Source organism: Bradyrhizobium sp. USDA 241 (genome assembly GCF_049739505.1).
GTDB lineage: Bacteria > Pseudomonadota > Alphaproteobacteria > Rhizobiales > Xanthobacteraceae > Bradyrhizobium > Bradyrhizobium liaoningense.
The window spans coordinates 856,158-874,181 of sequence record NZ_JBMGPZ010000002.1; the positions used below are offsets into that span (position 1 = coordinate 856,158).

Sequence of the window (18,024 nt, forward strand, 5' to 3'; positions counted from 1 at the left end):
CTCACGTTCCAAGAAAAGTGGGTACTAGTTCCGCAGCGACCGCGCAGCCGGCGCCGCCAGCCCCGATCACGAAGGCGCTCTGGCCTTCCGGATTGAAACCACGGTGTGTAAGCCCCCGCACGAAGCCTACGCCATCGAGAATGTCGCCACTCCAGGAGCTATCCGCTTCGCGACGCGCGACATTGATAGCACCGACCAAGCGCGCGCGCTCGGAGCAGTGGTCAACCAGCTCAGCCATCGGAATCTTGTGCGGCACCGTGATGACCAAACCGTCGAGGTTTCTGATCAGCTTCAGGCAGCCGAACGCGATTGGCAAGACGACGGCCGGCACATGCAGTGGTACTAGGGCTGCGTTGAGGCCCCCGTGGCGCAGGCGCTGCGTCATTGGAGCAGGAGCGCGCACCTGCGACACGGGATCGCCGATCAGCCCCAAGATGCGCATCTCACCGTTGGGAAACTCGTTGCCCGGATCTATTTCTCCCGATGCCATGGCCGAGGATTCAATGCCAGCCATAGCGGTGCAACTCTCGCAGAGCGTCGGCCATATCGGCATCTGGTGTGTCGGAGATCAATTCCACGATGCTCGTCCCCGAGAAATTGATCTCGCGAAGTGCCCGCGCGACCGCGCCGAAATCAACGGCAGATCGTCCGATCGGAGCGTGGTCCCATTTGCTGCGGCTCGCGTCGGAAAGATGGACTTGGCACAACCAGCGGCCAGCAGTCCGGATGGCTTGGGTCTGGTCTTCGCCGACAAACTCTCCATTGGCGACGTCATAGGCGATTCCAAGATGATCGCTGCCAAACGCATCCAGGAACGTCACCATCTGCTTCACGGTTGGCATCGAGCTCATATGGTGATTTTCAAGGATCAGGCGCACGCCCGCGCGCTCGGCGTGCGGAAGAAGTATCTCGAGACCGGCCTTCAACCAGCCATGCGCCGCTTCGAGTGGCGGCGGCACGAAGTTGGCGCGTCTGCCTGGAACCACAACGATCATGGGCACGCCGATCTCTTCGCAGAGGTCAATGATATCGAGAAACTGCTGAACCGAGTATTGGCGCATCTGTGCTGTAACACTGCACAGATTTTGATCGGTGCTCGGCAAATTCAGTGAATTAAAGCTCAGGCCTTCGCTGGCGAGGAAGGTACGAAGCGCACGACGTTGAGCAAGATCGATGTCATACGGCCAAAGATGTGGTGGGATCGTGAGGACGTCAAAGCGACTGTAACCCAGGCCCTTCAGCCGCCGAAGAGCTGCTTCCAAGCCGCATGTCTGCAGATACGTCCATGTGCTGGCGCCAAGACGAAGAGTTTCCACGTAAGCTGACCTTTCAAAGTGTCGGGGCGCATTGCGCCCGCGGAACGACGAAGTCCATCATCTGTCGACAGAGGCCCAATTACGCGGTGTCGCGCCTCAAGGAAGCCTCGAGAAACGGCACGATCTTTTCAATGACCGCGTGAGGCGCCTGCTCCGGCAAAAGATGTCCGCAGGAGATATCGAATCCGCTCACGTCATCCGCCCAGCGGCGCCAGACATCGGCTGCCGTCAACACCCCGGTTTCCATTCCACTGGCAACGAGGCGTTCGTCGGCCCAGAGCACCATGACAGGACAGGCAATCTTGCGTCCCGCCGCGCGATCAGCCGCGTCATGATCAAGATCGGTGTCATAGGCGGAACGATAGTCCTCAATCATCGCTTGACGCACGGAGGTCTCGCGAAATGCTTCGCGATATGCAGCCACGGCAGCGGGATGCAGCTTCTCGATTCCACCTGCCATCTGGTTCAATGTGGCCTCAAGAAAGGCATCAGGATCCGCCGCCAGCATCCGCTCCGGCAAATCGCCCGGTTGAAGAAACAGAAACCAGTGAAATGCGCCCTTGGCGAATTGCCGGTCGACCGCGGGCCAGACATCCAGCGTCGGCACGACGGCGAGCGAACAATAAGCACTCACACGGTCTGGATGGTCGAGCGCAAGCCGATAGCCGACACGCGCGCCGCGATCATGCCCCAGAACGGCAAACCGATCGTGACCGAAGCCGCGCATCATTGCGACGAGCTCCACGCCCACTGCTCGCTTGTTCCACGGCCCCGCATCCAGAACTCGGCTCTTCCCGTAACCTGGGAGATCGGGTGCCACGACGGTATAGCGCTTCGCCAACGCCGGCGCGACCTCATGCCAGGTGGCGTGGCTTTCCGGATAGCCATGAAGCAGAAGGAGCGGCGGCCCTTCTCCGCCAGTTACACCCGAAAAGCGCACGCGCGAAGTTTGGCGATCGAGCGGTGAAAAGCCTTCGAACAGATCCGGGGCTCGGCTCATCTTGATCAGTCCTCACTTAGAACAGGGTATCGGTTTGACTTGCCTCGGCCGAGAAAGTCATCGGAATGCACGAATGAAGGACAGCAGGTCATCCGATAGCAGTTCTGGTTCTTCCGTCGCCATGAAGTGGCCGCCACGCGGCAGCACACTCCAGCGCGAGATCTCGAATTGCCGGCGGGCAAAAGATTCGGGCGGAATGCCACCGATCTCCGCGGCCGAGAGGTAGAAGCCAACAGGCACCTTGACCTGAGGCCCTTCTACCCTTGCGCCGGGCGGCCAGTCGTAGACAAAATATGGCAGGAACGATGTGGCGATCGTATTGGTGATCCAGTAGAGCGTGGCATGGCCGAGGATGACGTCCAAGACTTCAGGGCTCGCGAGATTCAGTTTATCGCTCCAGGAAGACCATTTCTCACCCAACCATGCGATGAACCCTGCGGGGGAATCGCTCAGGCCATAGGCAAGACTGAGCGGTTTGGTTTGCTGAACATGCATGTAGCCGCCTTCCATGGCGGCCCATTGGTTGCGTGCGTCGAGGTACGCCTGTTCGTCCGGCGTCGCGGCGGCTTCGCCCGGCAGCGCCACCCGGAGCGCGTTCGAACTGACATGAATAGCCAGCACGCGTTGCGCATGCCGCACGCCCAGCCAGGACGTCACCCGCGCCCCGACATCGCCACCACTGGCGAAGAACCGCTCATACCCAAGCGAGGTCATCACACGCGCCCACAGGTCGGCAATCGCGGCGCCGGTATATCCGCCAAGAACACTGGTTGGGGACGAGAAGCCGAACCCAGGCAGCGAGGGGATAACCAGATGGCAGGCATCTTCGGCTCGCCCTCCAAACCGCTCTGGTTGGGTCAGGCGCTCACTTAACGGGACGATCTCCAAGAAGGTACTGGGCCAGCCGTGGGTTATGATGACGGGCACTGCGTGGGGATGCGGACTTCGAACATGGACAAGATGGACGCTCACATCCTCTATGGTGAGGAACTCATGAGGCAACGCGTCGATGCGCTGCCGCCAGGCGGCGAAGTCGAAATCATTGGCCCAATATCGGACCAGGCGCCCGGCATCATCTGAGCTCAAGCCGAGCGACCGATCGTCACCAGAATCATAGGACGGCCAGCGTGTAGCAAGAAGCCGAGCACGCAGATCGGTGATTTTCCCGACGAGCGATGGGGTGACGATGGCGGTCATTTGAACCCCGCCTCTTCCAGTAACCGCCTTGTCCTTGACATTGCCAGGCTTGCACGTGCCGCCGGCGCCAAACCACTCCGCTGCTCGTTAGGCGCCTCGATGGCGATCGGTGTGTCCGGGGGGAAGGCTCTTATAAAATCAGCGAGCCAAAGGCCGCCTTCGCCCGGATAAAGCCGCCCTCCCCGGGCCTCGGAACGCACTTCTTCAGGCGCCGGAGGGACGGCTGGCGCATCGCACAGATGCATGTACGAGAACAGCGCCTGATCATATTGCGCCAGATCCGCCGGGCTGCCGCCCGAACGGCTCAGATGCAAGGCATCCACTAACACTCCGGCATTTGCGGGCCCGACGTCTTTCAGCAATGCTATTGCTTCCGCCAGCGAGCGAATTTCAGAGTACGGGAGGAATTCCAACATTACCCGTAATCCCCTGATGTTGGCCGCTGCGCACAACCGGGAAAGGTTATCCGCAAGACGACCGCGATCAGGATCGCGCCCCGCCACAACGACGTACCTGGCGTTCAGTTCGACTGCGACATCGAGAGCGGGCTCCAGCGCGGTGACATCGCTTTCAGCCGAAAGCCAGATCGCCTCCACATCGAATATCCTGAGACCCGTGTCCGCGAGCCGGCTTTTGATGCGTCGCATCATGTCGGGATCGCCGATGACCGGGACGATATGATCGGTCGGGAACGGCGCCACGATGCGTAGCCCGACCGCGTCATACCCCCCGATCTGCGCGGCCTCGATCAGCGTGATAGGGTCAGCGTCAATGACCGTGAAGTGAGCTAGAGAAAGAAGTGGCATACTAGTACCCGGAATCAGAGCTGAGTGATACGGCGGCCTTTGAAACGGCGTTGACGGACCTTTTTCTTGGTCCAGACGAAGGGCTCGGCTCTGTCGTTGTATGCGTTGACGTAGGCATCGATGTGTTCCTGAAGCTGCTTGAGGCTCGTGAAGGAGGTGCCGCTGAGCGACTGCCCCTGCAAGATGGAAAACCATACTTCGACCTGATTGAGCCATGACGCACTTGTCGGCGTGAAATGAAATTGCACGTTGGGGTGGGCCTTGAGCCAGTCCTCGTTCTTTTTATGGGTGTTGAGGTTGTCGAGGATGACGTGAAGCTTGCGGTTCGGAAAAGCCGCGGTGACGCTGTTCATGAAATCGAGAAACTCGACGCGGCGCCGGCGTTTTGAATGGGTCGCGATGATCTTTCCGGTGGCGACTTCGAGCGCCGCAAACAATGTTGTGGTGCCATGCCGCTTGTAATCGTGGCTTTGGCCGGTTAAGGCGCGGCCATTGGGCAACTTCAGATAACCCTGCGCTCGCTCCAAAGCCTGGATCGAGGGCTTCTCGTCCACGCACAGCACAATGGCCTTCGCCGGCGGCGCGACATAGAGGCCGACAACATCGGCGGCTTTGGCCGTAAAGTTCGGGTCGTTGCTCTCGCACCAGGACTTGCGAGCCACCAGGTCAATCTTGTGGCTGCGCAGGAACCGCCAGACATATTGGACATCGACATCGCCCAGCGCCTCGGCCAGCAGGGGGCCGGTCCAGCGCGCAAACCCTTGCGGTGGCGGCTTATCCAGCAGCTTCAGAATCCGCTTGTCGGTCGTCTTCGTATAGATCGGCTGCTTGCCAGGCCGCGGCTTGTCTTGCAGCCCTTCAAGGCCATGGTCGGCATAGCGATGCCGCCAAAGGCTGACAATCCGCGGCTGGACCCCAACTTCCTTGGCGATCGACCGGGTGCTGCGCCCATCCGCCGCCAACAGAACTATCCGCGCCCGCTTCAAATCGCGCTGCAACGTCACCGGTGAGCGACAGCACGCCTCAAGCACCTTGCGATCTTTCCTCGAAAGGTGGACTTCTCTTGCTTCGGGTATCATCCCGACCTTGAATCACGACTCACGTTCCAAGAAAAGTGGGTACTAGATCCTTGAGGATGGGAGCCGACCAGGTACGGCTTCGCTCACTGTTCGCTCAGAACAATCGTCCGGCCTGACGCTGCCGCGTCCTTCACGGCCAGCGTCGCCTGGAGCGTACGGACCCCATCGAGACCCGACACAAGCGGAGCTTCCTCGCGGCGTATCACTCGGGCGAAATGTTCGATCTGGCGGACATAAGTGTCACCGCTTTCAGCCATCAGCGTCTCTGCATTGAGATCGCTCCGCCAGCCGGGCTCGACCGTGCCGTGATAATTGTAGTACTGGAGCGTCGGAAGCGTCACGGAGCCTTCCGTCCCGGCAAATACATGCGAACTGACCTTCTGCCGCTTCATCCGGTCCGAAGTTCCTAGCATCAGATCGAATTCGCCCGAGGCCAGATCCCACGAGAACGGGGGTAACGGCGGTATCTGAAACGCTGATCGTTGCTATGGCGCCGCTGTGGAACTGCAAGAGCACCGCGGCAGTGTCCTCAACGGCGAACCCGCGCACCGCATTCGAACTCAGGGCCTGAAGCGAGCGGATCTCACCAAATATGAAGCGGATCAGGTCAATCTCGTGAATGAGGTTGATCAGGATGGGTCCGCCACCGGCCTGCCGCCGCCAATCAAGATCAAAATAGCTCGCCGTCTTCAGTTGATTGTACATGACCGTCGCCGTGACTGGTCGCCCAATGAGACCATCACGAATGGCCTGACGCACCCGCTGCACGGCGGTACTGTGACGGCGATGGTGGCCGACCAGAACTGGCACGTTCCGCGCTTCCGCGGCCCTGCACATTTCGCGAGCGGCCTCGACTTCGTCGGCCACGGGCTTCTCGACCAAAACTGGAATGCCTCGCTCGATACAGGCAAGCGAGACCGGCACATGCTGCGCGTTCGGCACGGCCACAACCACGCCGTCCAGCTTCTCCTTCTCCAGCATGTCGCGGTAATCCGCATATGCAGGCACGGCTTCGGCACGAGCGAACTCTAGGGCTGAGGGCGTCGGGTCAGAAATGGCAACCAGTGTCGTCTCCGATGACTCCCGGATTACCTTCCAATGTGCCTTTCCGATCGTGCCAAGGCCGACGATGCCGATACGCTCTGAAGCCATTTAACCTCTCCTTACTTGATTACGCGATTGCTTGCCTGGCGACAGCAGCCGACGCGTCATCCTGGACGACACCGAGCAGCCTCGCCTGAAGTGCATGGTCTTCCGCCAACGTCCGGGCCGCTCCTTCGAACGCGACAGCGCCATTGACGAGCACGTACGCCCTGTCGACGATGGTGAGTACGGTCTCCGCATGATGCTCAACCACGATCACCGCAATCTTCCCACGCAGTTTGACGAGCGCCTCCATCACTTCACTCACGACGGCCGGCGCGAGGCCCTCGAACGGCTCGTCGAGCAAGATCAGCTTGCTGGGAACAACGAGCGCACGGGCAATGGCCACCATTTGGCGTTCACCTCCGGACAGGTTCTCCGCCCTCGCCTTTTGACGGGTCCGAAGGCGCGGAAATAGCTCGAACACCTCCGCGATACCGATGCCACCCGGCCGCATCGCGATTTGAAGATTCTCCAAAACAGTCAGGTTCGGAAACAGACGGCGCCCTTCCGGAACAAGCGAAATACCAAGCCTGTTGATTTGATACGGCTTCAGTCCCTTGAGTGTCGCGCCATTGAACGTGACCGTACCCGCGCTCGACGGTAAGCTACCCGTGAGCGCTCGGAGCAAAGTCGTCTTGCCGACACCGTTGCGGCCGAGAAGCGCGACCGCTTCACCTTCATGAATCGCCAGGTTCACCCCGGAGAGGACCGTGCTCCCGGAATAACCCGCAGCAACGCCCTGGGCATCCAGCAGCCTGGACTCCGGGACGCAGGCAAGCCGCTCGACCGTTGGTCGCGCTTGCGCCTCGCTTCCCCTGCTGGCGCCCAGATAGGCTGCGACCACTTCCGGATTCTTGGCCACGTCTGCCGGCTTACCATCCGCGATAATGCGTCCCTGATGCAGAACCGAGATACGGTCCGAGATGGCCAATACTCTGTCGATGTCATGTTCGATGAGCAGCACCGCGTGCTTTTCCGAGAGCTTCTTGATCAAGTCGGCCACAACGACCCGATCGGCTTCCGCCAAACCAGCAAGCGGCTCGTCAAGCAAGAGCAGCTTCGAGTCGATTGCGAGGGTCACGGCAATCTCAAGCAGCCGCTTCGCTCCGTGGGGGAGTTCCGCTCCCAGATCCGCCGCCCGCTCGACCAAACCCACGGCATCAAGAATGGACCACGTTCTGTCGTTCAGAGCCGTGATACCGTGAGCGTCGAAGAACAATCCACCCAGGCCGTGACGCTGAGCCTGCACGGCTACTCGCACGTTCTCAAAGACACTCAGGTTCGGGAAGATTGATAGAATCTGGAACGAACGACCCCGTGGGTCGGTCAAAATCCCCCGGGTATGGTCACTTGAAACTCCCCCACCTGATGATCGCCGTCAGCGCCGCTGAACAGCAGTAGCCGGTCAGGCAGGACGTTTATGTTCGACCCCTTTAGCCAGCAAGGGGCCGGGGAGTTGAACGTCTTGAAGCGACATCTGCAAAGCACCGTACTTACATTACTTGATCGCAACACCAGCCAGCGCGAGATTCACCGGCTGACGGGTGTCGATCGCAAGACGATCCGGCGTTATCAGGCGCTGCGGGCCGGTGCGGAGGCAAATTCCCCCGGGGAAGTGACCACCGGCTCGGTGAGCGCGGACGGCCAAATTCCTCCACCCCGACCACCGGCTTTTGGGACATCGGAAGCGACGGTCACCAGCAGCCTGGCCCGTTCGGCTTGCGAAGCGCATCGGACGTGGATCGAAGAACAGGTCCGGCTGAAGCGGAACGCGCAGGCGATTTACCAGGACCTGGTTGATCAATTTGGCTTTCCGTCCAGCTACCAGAGTGTCAAGCGGTTTGTGCGCCGGTTGCGGCACGCTGATCCTGAGCAGTTTGATCGTCTTGAGTTCCTCCCCGGCGAGGAAGCTCAGGTCGACTATGGCGAGGGCGCGCCGACGGTTGATCCGAAGAGCGGGCGGTACCGTCGTCCCCGCCTGTTCGTGATGACGCTACGCTACTCGCGGCGCAGCTTCCGGCGGGTAGTCTGGAAGTCCAGCCAACAAGTCTGGGCGCAGCTCCACGAAGAGGCGTTCCGGTATTTTGGCGGGGTCCCCAGCTATGTCGTGCTCGACAACCTGAAGGAAGGCGTCCTCAAGCCGGATTTGTACGAGCCCCAGCTCAACCCGATTTACAGCGCGATGCTGGCTCATTACGCCGTGGTCGCCGATCCCGCGCGCGTGGCCGATCCAAATCGGAAAGGATGCGTCGAGAATGCGATTCAACATACCCAGGGCACTGCGCTGGCCGGACGGCGCTTCGAGACGCTGGAGGCGCAAAACGAGTTCTTGAGGCACTGGGAGGAGAACTGGGCTTCCAAACGCATCCACGGCAGCACGCGCCGTCAGGTCGAGGCGATGTTCCAGGAAGAGAAGCCGCACCTGCGGCCGCTGCCTGTCGCTCCCTTCCGCATCTTCACCGAAGTCGTCCGGACTGTCTGCGACGACACCACCGTACGCGTCGACAACAGCTATTACGCCGCGCGGCCCGCGCCGATCGGCAGCCAGGTCGTCGTGCGCATCTACACCACCACGATCGAGATCCGTGATCGCCACACCCGTGCGCTGCTGCGTGTTCATTCCCGGATGGCGCACCCCGGTTCTGTCGTCCTGCCGACCAGCGAACGGCCGTTCAACCCGTCGCGGCAAACCGCCGTGCTGCTGGCGAGCGCCGAGCGCATCGGACCGCAGACCAGGGCCTTGTGCCAGCAGGTGTTCGACACCGAAGGGCGCCCCGGACAGCGCGCGATGTGGGGCATTGTCGGGCTGGGCCGGAAGTATCCGGCGCGGCTGGTCGAGCAGGCCTGCGCGCACGCCATCGACAACCGCATCTACCGCTACAAGCACGTGCGTGCGACCGTCGAGCGGTTGTTCGAACAGGCGATCGAGCAGGTTGGAGTGACGCCACAGCCGGCATCGCCGCTCACCCAGGATCATCCGCTGATCCGTACCCCCGCGGAATACGGCGACCTCTTCAGCCGCGCTGTGCGGCGCGACGCCGACGACAATGGTCGGCAGGCCGAGGCTCACGACGATCACGCCACGGCAATCCGCGCTCGTGTCGCCTGCGCAACCCCGGCCAACTCCGGCGCCACGAGCGCTCCCGCTGCACCTTCTCACCTTAAACTGGAGACCTAGCCACATGATGACCATGCCGGAAATTGAGCGTTGCCTACGACAGCTGCGCCTGTCGGGTGTCCGCGACACGCTGCAGACGCGCGTGCTCCAGGCGCAGGGCGCCAACCAGCCCTTCCTCGAGACCTTCTCCCTTATCCTGCAGGATGAACTGGACCGTCGTCAGTCCCGTCTTATCGAGCGGCGATACCAGCAATCCGGGCTCGACGAAAAGCTGACGCTCGCCGAGTTCGACTGGTCCTTCAATCCCAAACTGCCACGTCAGACCTGCTTCCAGCTCCACACCCTGGCGTTCATTGCCGCTGGCGAGAACGCTCTGCTTGTTGGCAAACCTGGCACCGGGAAGTCGCACATCGCCAAGGCGATTGCCTATCAGGCGATCCTGCAAAGCCACAAGGTCCAGTATCTTGAGACCGACGACTTCTTCCACCGCTACGCCCTGAACTCTCCGGCACAACGCGAGGTCCGGCTGCGAACCATCATCGACTGCGATCTCCTCGTGCTGGACGATCTATTCCTCGCACGCGCCATCCCCGACGACGCCGGCACTTTGCTGCAGACCCTGATCCATCAGCGTTACAAACTGCGCCGCAGCGTCATCGTCACCTCCAATCGCGTCGTGCAGGATTGGGGGGCATACCTTGGGGACAACACTATGAGCACGACGATCCTCGATCGCCTTATGCATCATTGCCATCTGCTTGAGTTCGACGGACGCAGCTATCGGCTCAAAGAAGCCGCTGAAGCTCTTGCCCGGGAAACAAACTCAAACTAACAGTCCCTTGTCCTGCCTCGCGGGTGGAGGAATTTGACTGACCACACCCGGAGGAATTTGAAGTGACCCGCGGGGCGTGGCGATTGCAACGATTACGCGGTGAGCAAGCGTCACGAGCTGCTTCGGCGCGGCTGGCCGGCGCGCGTCCTCCTATTGAGCGAAGTGGTTATGAGGTCCGGCGAACATCATCTGGTGCTTCTGGTGCGGACTAGCAGCGGCGATTTCGTCCTCGACAATCTCACGCCACGGGTCAAGCGCGTGGTCGCGGACGCCCTATCGCTGGGTTCGCGTGCAAAGCGCAGGCAATGTCGGGCTGTGGGCCACCGTTGGACGCGAAGGGGTATGAGGTAGGGGCGGCGCCGGAGCCTGAGGCTGCCTTGGCCGGACCGGTTGCGCTTACTTGTGAGCGCTATTCAGCTGCTCGAGCGAAGCGAGCCGATCTTCAAGCGCGACGATCCGGCGGAGAAGATCGATGCGCGACAGCCCCAGGGTAGCTCGCGTCGATCCGATGACGGAAGCGGCAGCACACGGCTGCTCGGCGTTGGGAAGGAGGACGCTGAACATACGCAGTACGCCGTCGCCAGTCAGCACGTCGACCCAGCCTTCGGAAGGTGATCGCCCTACGATCCGGCCTGGCACGCGGCCGACATAGCAGCGGGCATCAAGCTGGGGGGAGGCGTGAGTGATGATGAGACGCTGCCCGGCGAGGTGGGTGAAGGCACCAGGAAATGGCGGCGTCAAGCCGCGGATCAGCCGATCGATGGTGTCGGTTGGTTGCCGCCAGTCTATCTCTCCATCGTCCGGAATACGGGTGCAGCCATAGGAGGCGTGATCGGCATCTTGAGCTGTGCCCTGATAGCCGGTGATCGCTCGAACGACGACCCCGCCGAGCTCATCTTCCTGGATCGCGTTGAGGCGATCGTAAAGGGACGTGACCGTGTCGTTCGCACCGATCGAGATGGCTTGCTGAAACAGCAGATTGCCGCCATCGAGCTCCGGGACGGCAAGGTGAATGCTGATGCCGGCGGTGGTCTCGCCGTTGATGATTGCCCAATTGACGTTGGCGCGGCCGCGATAACGCGGCAGAAGGGAATAGTGCACGTTGATGAAGCGACACGATGCAAGAATGCGCGGGGGAATGATCCGATCGAACGAGGAGATCACAACCGCCGCCGGGCGCAGGTCTTCGATCAATTTCTGGAGCTGGTTCAACTCCAGCATCTCCGCAACCGGGATGCCCCTTGCTTCTGCGAACGCGCTTAACGCGCGGGCCTCAGGCTGGTCCGGTCTTCGGAAGATCTGGACCACACGGCACCGCGCAGCCAAGGAGCGAAGCGCCGCGAAGCCCGTCGGTCCGTCCGCGAGGAGCACGACATCGGGCTGCAACGGTTCCGTCATGTCGCCGCCGGCCACGGTACGAGTTGGGCGAAGCCATCCGGAGTTACGGCGCCGCCACGCCGAATCCATTCGGCCGAGCGCAAGCCGCCGGTCTGCAATCGTACGATCGGTTCGGGGCCGATCTCCGAGAGCAGAATGCCCATGTGGCCTGGCTTGACGGGGCTCGTTGGCCAGACAGCGAAGCCATTTCGCGCCAGCGCCGTTCCATCGATATCGCCCCAGAACTGTACCACGACAGCGCCGGCGAGCGCGCAGGCGGCCAAATGTGTCGCCTCCGCCTGGCCGACGCGTGGCGTGGTCGCTGGCTGCAAGGCGACGACGAAGGCGTCCCAGGCGTCGGGCTGGACAGCAGCAACACTGCTGAATGTCGTGACCTTCGCGCCGAGGCTTGTCAGCCCGGTGTGCAGGGGAGCAAGGAAGTCGTTGTCGCAGAGCAGGCCTATCTTGTTGCCAAGGACCGCCAGACCACAGTCGTGCAACTGCTTCACGGCGAGCGGGCCGAGATATGAGAAGACGTCAACAGCGGGGTGCCGCTCGTTGACACCGACCACAGGGATTCCGCGCCGGGCGCACGCTTCGATATCGAGGTCCTCACCGCGGAATTCCCATGCTTCGAACATCAAGGCAATCACGGCGTCGTCGCGCAGCTGGTCGATCAATTCAGCCGTAAGAGGACGAAGGTGGCCACTGTTGGTTATGATGTCGACGTTGCGGAGTATCTCAGGGCTGATATTTTCCAAGATCTCGATGCGGTCAGCGACGCCCAGAAGGGCCGCGAGTTCCATAGTCTCACGCTCGGCATCGAGCACGGTCCCATGGCGGCCAGGCCTCGTGAACGCGTGGACGTACTTGGCTCCGCCCATTGCTGCGAGGACTGGGGTCACGGCATAAGCGCCAGTTGCGGCTTCGGTCAACACAGTCATTCCCGACATGTCCAGTCCCGTTTCGGCGACGGCGAGCTTCATCAGCGTTCGTAGACGGATAGGCGAGAAGCCCGGTCTGCGAAAAGCTCTCGTGTCCGCGACGCCAGATTGCAATTGCGCGACCGTTGTTCCCGTCACAGTCATCGATCTGCCCCGCTGTTGCCCGTGAATAAAACCGGCTTCATCGTATTGTTGACCGCGGCGCTCTGGAAACCAACCGCGCGCTGTCGGGAGCGCGATGTACAACAGATCGCGTATGAGCGCTGAGGTGGTGCTGCCGATAAGAATTCTTGGAAGTGAGCACGACGCGCCGAGCTCAACAGATGCTGGAGGGCTGACTCCAATCCCCCCGATGCCATCTGCTTCACCACGCGATCGCTGTTCGTGGTCGTCAGAGGGACTCTTTGAGGGCTGTGCATTCGGCCCGCGGGCATGTCCAATAACTCTGCTGGAAAGACATCAACGATGAAAATGTGCAGCCGAGGCTTCGCGTTTGCATATTCAGCGCAAGGCGTCGCCTCAGGAAAAGCCTTTGGTTGCCTTCGTTTGTCCTACCCTCATCCCCGGCCATATTTAATTGTACCTTTAAATCCTAAAATCAAAATGTCAAAATAAAATAGTCTGAAAGCGAGAGCCATATGATCCAGCGGTGCCGGCAGATGTGGCCATTGTCCCGACGTAAATTAAACTATAACATATTTGAATGCGCGATGCCGGGACACCGGCTTTGTTGTCGCCGGCTGCAACAGCAGGAGGATGTCATGGCTCACCGGGATCGAGAGATCGACGAGCGTCGGGAGTTCTTGAAGAGCTGCGGGAAATTTGCCGCCGTTACCCCTCCAGCGATGGCTTTGCTGCTTTCAACCTCTCTGACCTCAACCGCTATCGCAAGTTCCGGCGGGCGGATTGTGCGGGGCAACAATGGCAAGGGCAACGGTGGCTACGATGGCTCCCCCAACGGTAAGGAGGACGGTACCCGTTAAAGTGACGCCTACAAAAAGGTTCTGTCACCGCCGTCCTAAGTCGGAGCTTCAGGCGGTTCGGCGGCGCTTTTGTCCAGATGGGCGGTTGATCAGGAGGTCATTCAGCTTCTTGCCGGCGCGAAGTTGAGCTTTCAGCCATCGAGGCTGTTTGCCGCGGCCCGACCACGTTTCGGATGGATTCTTGGGATTCCGATACTTTGGCAGCACCGGAGGGTAGGGGCGACGTGCAGGCGGCCCCTGGCCGTCGGTGGTCCCCTCCAGCCTGTGAAGTCGCTCCTCGAGTTTGACTTTTTCCGCGGTCATTCTGCGGCTAAGAACCGCGGTCACTTCGTCGTACAGCCGCCACAGCTCCGCCGTACTGGCGGACGTCCAGTTTTCGTTGTCCATTGGGAAGCTGTCCCCAGCTACTTCCAGTCTCAAAGCAGGAAATGGGGCATATCAGGTCCAAGCCCGGTCGGGCAAGCTTGTTAGCGCTACCGACTGGGGACGACGTTCCGACCGAGCGGGCGTCTCCTAAGGAGGATGCGCCGACTGGATCGCCTTCTGCCAAACATGCGCTGCTCGGCCTTCAACACGCGACTACGCAAATTTTGCAATTCGGTGAATTGGACGATCAAATCTTGATGAGTTTGACGCAGAATAGCCGCAGAATACATGTGACCACCTACTGGCTACTGAAGATTACTGATGACCACCTGGCGAAATTTGTCGCCCTGGCGAGATGCTGATCCCACTTGCCGATCAGCACCCAACGGTCCTAAAATCGGAAGACAATGCCTCTGTCGTTGAAGAGCGCCTGTCCGCCTACTTCTTTTGAAATCAAACACTTGAGAAAATTTGCGCTCCTCATTTTGGGCCTCCCGGCGCTACGACCAACAACAAAAGATTGCAGCTATTTCGTATCCGAGCGCACCTTCGTCTCGGCGGATGGGTAAAACGTTTCTTGCCTTCCAGTGCTTTCGGCAAGCTTTGCTGAACGTTAGATTCAAATCGCGAGCGTAACTATATATCCTTGGTAATAATCCGCAATGAACGATGAGCCAATGTTGACGCAAATACATCGTTGCGAGCGTTTATTTGACATATCTATTTAAGATTGTCCACTGGGCCTGACTTTACAACAAGTCTTGGCTGGGCCTGCCGGACTTGCTGACTCTCGCAAACGCCGAGGGCCGAGGTACTCAGGTGGTTCTCTTCGCAGATGCGGCAGGCGTTCGCGAACTGCAAAGCTCGGCTATGGACGGCTCCTGTCTCGTTCTCGGCAAGGATGCCAAGCTGGAGACGTTGGTCGCGACCCTGCGGAAGATGGCCCACGCGCGTAGCGCCATTCGTATTGGTCATTGTTTTGTGCTGTCAGCGCGATCGCGCTCAGACATTCAAGCATGCTGCGGCAGGCCCCTTCGGCCTCGGCCAGCGTTTGAAACGGCGAGCCGCTGATCTTGATGGCTCCCATATTCTCGAAAAGCGGTCGCCAACTCGCCAAGTAGCCGGACCGTCCGTGAAAGCCTGGACCGGAGGGGCTCCCGAAACTGATCACGAAAGAGAAGCCATCGCTGCTTGCGCTCCAGATCTCAATGCCCTCGGCAGCGGGACGGTGAAATTGCAGTGGCATGTGGCGATGATCCGTCTGTGGCATTAAATTCGACGAAGATATCGTATAATTGAATAATATAAAATTGAGATGCAAGCTGAATTTCCGGCGCTTGGGGCGTGCCCGGGCGTCTGTTGGGCGGGGCGTGGCGCTACCCGCAAGCCGCTGCGTACCGGAGGGCCCCACCAAGCTGCACGTGGGTACCGACGCCATTTAAATATTCGTTGAGCCTTTATTTAATTTATAATATTGTGAGAGCGGGTTATTAAATATAGGAGTGCGCATTGTGACCCGCGACGACGATAAAGATGACGATCGGCGGACATTCTTGAAAACCTGCGGAAGATTCGCGGCTGTTACACCCCCGGTCATGACCCTACTCCTATCTACGTCCCTCACATCGACAGCCATTGCACGTTCAGGCGGTTTGCGCGGCACGACGCGGGCCGATGACAGGGGGCGGTCATTCTTTGACAACGATCGATCGTCCGGGCCGGCGTCAGGGAGCTCCGGCTCCTCTGGCGGCGGATCCGGAGGTGGTGGAGCATCTGGCGGTCGTCAGAGCGGGTCAGCCAGAGCCGGCGGGACGTCCGGCGGTGGATCCGGTGGTCGAGGGGTATCGGGCGGTAACGGTCCTGTCGCGACCGAGGGGAGCTCTGGAAATCCGAGCGCAGCCGGAAGCGTTGATTGTGCAGATGAAGATGACAATGTGCGCAAGCGCAATCCCGATTGCGAGCGACCGGCCACTCGAGTTTCAAGCGCAACCGGATCTTAGCATGAGTGCACCACGTCGACACCCGAGCGCGATCCTAACGCGCCGCCACATCGTTTGGGCGACGCAGCGTGCCAAATGTTAGTGTGCGGCATCTCGATCAATTGCATATTTTTCCCGGTGATCGAGGCTGGGGAATTTTCAAGGACATTTCGAGAGGAGGCCTGCCATGCGCGCTCAATCGGACAACCCCGCTGCTGTTCTTCTGCAACGTCTCGAAGCGCTGGCCTCGCAGTTCGCAGAACTTGAGAGTCTCAGAGACCGAGTTGATCGCGAAGAAGATCGTCAGCGCGGCCGGTGTAAGCCGGGCTATGTCCGGAAGCGAGTCAGCTCAGAGGGCAAGCAGGCGTGCGCTGCAAATTAGTATGTTTGAAATCCAAGCCTGCGCCGCTTGGTCGCAATTCCATCGAATTATCACGACGAGTGTCCGAAAACGAACGGATAGCCCGGTTTTAATCGATCATAGTCGTCGCCGGTACGGGGGCGAGCGGTTCATCCGCGCGGCATCTCCACGCCAAGAACAAGGGCAGAGCTATGCGGGATTTTGGGTGACGAGGCGATCAGGCGGCGTGGTTTTCCGGCACTTGGATGACCTCGATGCCGTTTTCGAATCTGACACCTGCGCTGACCTTCGGCAACTGATTTGTGCCTTTCAGCCGCCGCCAGGTCTTTGATGCGGCGCAGAGCAGCTTGAACACCATCAACTTGGCAGTCGTTGACGATAACGAACCTTTCGTGCGCACCGTTCTGTGCCGGACCGTCGCGAACACGCTTTCGATGGGATTCGTCGTCCGCAAGTGGTCCCAATGCTCGGCGGGGAATTCGTAGAACGCAAGCATTGCGTCGCGATCTTTCGTCAGGCACTCGACCGCCTTGTCGTACTTCGCTCCGTATTTCTCGGCAAAGACATCGATCGCCACTTCGGCCGAAGCTCGGTTGGACGCCAAATAGACCTCGCGCAGATCCTTCTTCATGCTGGCCTGTACCGACACTGCGACTTTGTTCAAGATATTCGCGGTTTTGTGCACCCAGCACCGCTGATGTCGCGTGGCGGGAAAGACCTCGTCGAGCGCCTTCCAGAAGCCGAGCGCGCCGTCACCGACGGCGATTTCCGGGGCGATCTTCAGCCCTCGGGTTTTCGCCTCGACGAGCAGTTCGTGCCAGCTCTGCGTGCTCTCGCGCACGCCGACCTGGAAGCCGATGAGTTCCTTCTTGCCTTCCGGCGTCGCGCCGATCAGCACCAGCATGCATTCGCTGTGGTCTTCCATGCGAGCCTGCAGGAAGACGCCGTCCGCCCACACGTATACGTACCGGCGCGCCGACAGATCGCGCTTCTGCCAACGCTCGTACTCGAGCTGCCACTCCGTCGTCAGTCTGGAAACCACCGCCGGAGAAAGATTCGGCGCATCCTTGCCCAAGAGCGCCGCCAGCGCCTCCTGGAAGTCGCCCGTCGAGATGCCTCGCAGGTACAGAACCGGCAAAAGTGCATCCAAGCTCTTCGTGCGCCGTGCCCACAACGGCAGGATCGCCGAGGTGAAGCGGATCCGCTCGCCATCGCTGGTCACCGCGCGATCGCGAATCTTTACCCGGGCGACTTCGACGGCGCCGATCCCCGTCTGGATCGTCCGCACTGGACCATGGCCGTGTCGCACGAGGCGGTCGCGGCCATCGGGAAGCTTCAAGCCCTTCATCGCGGCGAGAAACGCCTCGGCTTCCATCTCGACAGCCTGCGCAAGCAGCTGCCGAGCTCCAGATCGCAAAATATTCGTCAGTGGATCGTCGATCTCATCGGGCTGACGCAGTGGGACAATGTTGCTATGCTCGTTCATGGCGTATCGCTCTCCTTGAGGTTCTGGCAGGCTC

General features: G+C 60.3%; 16 protein-coding genes and 2 pseudogenes. 5 read left to right on the top strand and 13 right to left on the bottom strand.

The window, feature by feature from the left end; translation table 11 throughout:
- Window position 1: 1 nt before the first annotated feature.
- From ABIF91_RS04975 to ABIF91_RS05015, 9 genes and pseudogenes are all read right to left on the bottom strand, one after another.
- Window positions 2-514, bottom strand: coding sequence for a shikimate dehydrogenase family protein (locus ABIF91_RS04975; RefSeq protein ID WP_424578782.1), 513 nt, complete (start codon window positions 512-514; stop codon window positions 2-4).
- Window positions 501-1,316 (bottom strand): sugar phosphate isomerase/epimerase family protein, encoded by an 816-nt coding sequence (locus ABIF91_RS04980; RefSeq protein WP_035679781.1) that lies wholly within the window; start codon window positions 1,314-1,316, stop codon window positions 501-503. Before ABIF91_RS04980 ends, ABIF91_RS04975 begins: the two co-directional genes overlap by 14 nt.
- 79 nt (window positions 1,317-1,395) lie before the next feature.
- Window positions 1,396-2,316 carry an alpha/beta fold hydrolase gene (locus tag ABIF91_RS04985; protein WP_035679778.1) on the bottom strand — a complete coding sequence of 307 codons (921 nt, stop codon included), beginning with the start codon at window positions 2,314-2,316 and terminating at the stop codon, window positions 1,396-1,398.
- 57 nt (window positions 2,317-2,373) lie between these two features.
- Window positions 2,374-3,513 (bottom strand): epoxide hydrolase family protein, encoded by a 1,140-nt coding sequence (locus ABIF91_RS04990; protein ID WP_424578783.1) that lies wholly within the window; start codon window positions 3,511-3,513, stop codon window positions 2,374-2,376.
- Entirely contained in the window at window positions 3,510-4,319 is an 810-nt protein-coding gene (locus ABIF91_RS04995) for a sugar phosphate isomerase/epimerase family protein (protein ID WP_284279673.1), read from the bottom strand. The genes ABIF91_RS04990 and ABIF91_RS04995 overlap by 4 nt, the downstream gene beginning before the upstream one ends.
- A 14-nt stretch (window positions 4,320-4,333) precedes the next feature.
- Entirely contained in the window at window positions 4,334-5,398 is a 1,065-nt protein-coding gene (locus ABIF91_RS05000; RefSeq protein WP_026192128.1) for an IS630-like element ISRj1 family transposase, read from the bottom strand.
- Between the two features lie 83 nt (window positions 5,399-5,481).
- Window positions 5,482-5,790, bottom strand: a complete 309-nt coding sequence (locus ABIF91_RS05005; RefSeq protein ID WP_424579100.1) for a hypothetical protein — start codon at window positions 5,788-5,790, stop codon at window positions 5,482-5,484.
- A gap of 124 nt (window positions 5,791-5,914) precedes the next feature.
- Window positions 5,915-6,550: pseudogene (locus ABIF91_RS05010) on the bottom strand (Gfo/Idh/MocA family protein); the annotation flags it as partial.
- 19 nt (window positions 6,551-6,569) lie between these two features.
- On the bottom strand, window positions 6,570-7,874 hold the full coding sequence (locus tag ABIF91_RS05015) for an ATP-binding cassette domain-containing protein (RefSeq protein ID WP_284282439.1): 1,305 nt from the start codon (window positions 7,872-7,874) through the stop codon (window positions 6,570-6,572).
- Between the two features lie 90 nt (window positions 7,875-7,964).
- Between ABIF91_RS05015 and istA the strand changes: the two genes are divergently transcribed.
- From istA to ABIF91_RS05030, 3 genes are all read left to right on the top strand, one after another.
- The gene (istA, locus tag ABIF91_RS05020; protein ID WP_100214066.1) at window positions 7,965-9,722 is read left to right on the top strand and encodes an IS21-like element IS1631 family transposase; all 1,758 of its coding nucleotides are present in this window, start codon (window positions 7,965-7,967) and stop codon (window positions 9,720-9,722) included.
- Window positions 9,723-9,726: 4 nt separating this feature from the next.
- The gene (istB, locus tag ABIF91_RS05025) at window positions 9,727-10,494 is read left to right on the top strand and encodes an IS21-like element IS1631 family helper ATPase IstB (protein ID WP_038952109.1); all 768 of its coding nucleotides are present in this window, start codon (window positions 9,727-9,729) and stop codon (window positions 10,492-10,494) included.
- A 99-nt stretch (window positions 10,495-10,593) separates the two neighbouring features.
- The gene (locus ABIF91_RS05030) at window positions 10,594-10,845 is read left to right on the top strand and encodes a transglutaminase-like cysteine peptidase (protein ID WP_424578784.1); all 252 of its coding nucleotides are present in this window, start codon (window positions 10,594-10,596) and stop codon (window positions 10,843-10,845) included.
- 45 nt (window positions 10,846-10,890) lie between these two features.
- On the opposite strand, the gene ABIF91_RS05035 is transcribed toward ABIF91_RS05030, so the two are convergent.
- Entirely contained in the window at window positions 10,891-11,907 is a 1,017-nt protein-coding gene (locus tag ABIF91_RS05035; RefSeq protein ID WP_050995348.1) for a methionyl-tRNA formyltransferase, read from the bottom strand.
- Window positions 11,889-12,857, bottom strand: a complete 969-nt coding sequence (locus tag ABIF91_RS05040; RefSeq protein WP_050995347.1) for a hypothetical protein — start codon at window positions 12,855-12,857, stop codon at window positions 11,889-11,891. Before ABIF91_RS05040 ends, ABIF91_RS05035 begins: the two co-directional genes overlap by 19 nt.
- 719 nt (window positions 12,858-13,576) lie before the next feature.
- On the opposite strand from ABIF91_RS05040, the gene ABIF91_RS05045 reads away from it, so the two are divergent.
- On the top strand, window positions 13,577-13,798 hold the full coding sequence (locus tag ABIF91_RS05045; RefSeq protein WP_035680293.1) for a hypothetical protein: 222 nt from the start codon (window positions 13,577-13,579) through the stop codon (window positions 13,796-13,798).
- 48 nt (window positions 13,799-13,846) lie between these two features.
- On the opposite strand, the gene ABIF91_RS05050 is transcribed toward ABIF91_RS05045, so the two are convergent.
- Window positions 13,847-14,185, bottom strand: a complete 339-nt coding sequence (locus ABIF91_RS05050; protein ID WP_080660082.1) for an H-NS family nucleoid-associated regulatory protein — start codon at window positions 14,183-14,185, stop codon at window positions 13,847-13,849.
- A gap of 1,475 nt (window positions 14,186-15,660) precedes the next feature.
- On the opposite strand from ABIF91_RS05050, the pseudogene ABIF91_RS05055 reads away from it, so the two are divergent.
- Window positions 15,661-15,975 (top strand): annotated as a pseudogene (locus ABIF91_RS05055) (hypothetical protein); the annotation flags it as partial.
- A gap of 746 nt (window positions 15,976-16,721) precedes the next feature.
- On the opposite strand, the gene ABIF91_RS05060 reads toward ABIF91_RS05055, so the two are convergent.
- Window positions 16,722-17,990 carry an IS256 family transposase gene (locus ABIF91_RS05060; RefSeq protein ID WP_014497957.1) on the bottom strand — a complete coding sequence of 423 codons (1,269 nt, stop codon included), beginning with the start codon at window positions 17,988-17,990 and terminating at the stop codon, window positions 16,722-16,724.
- Window positions 17,991-18,024: the final 34 nt, after the last annotated feature.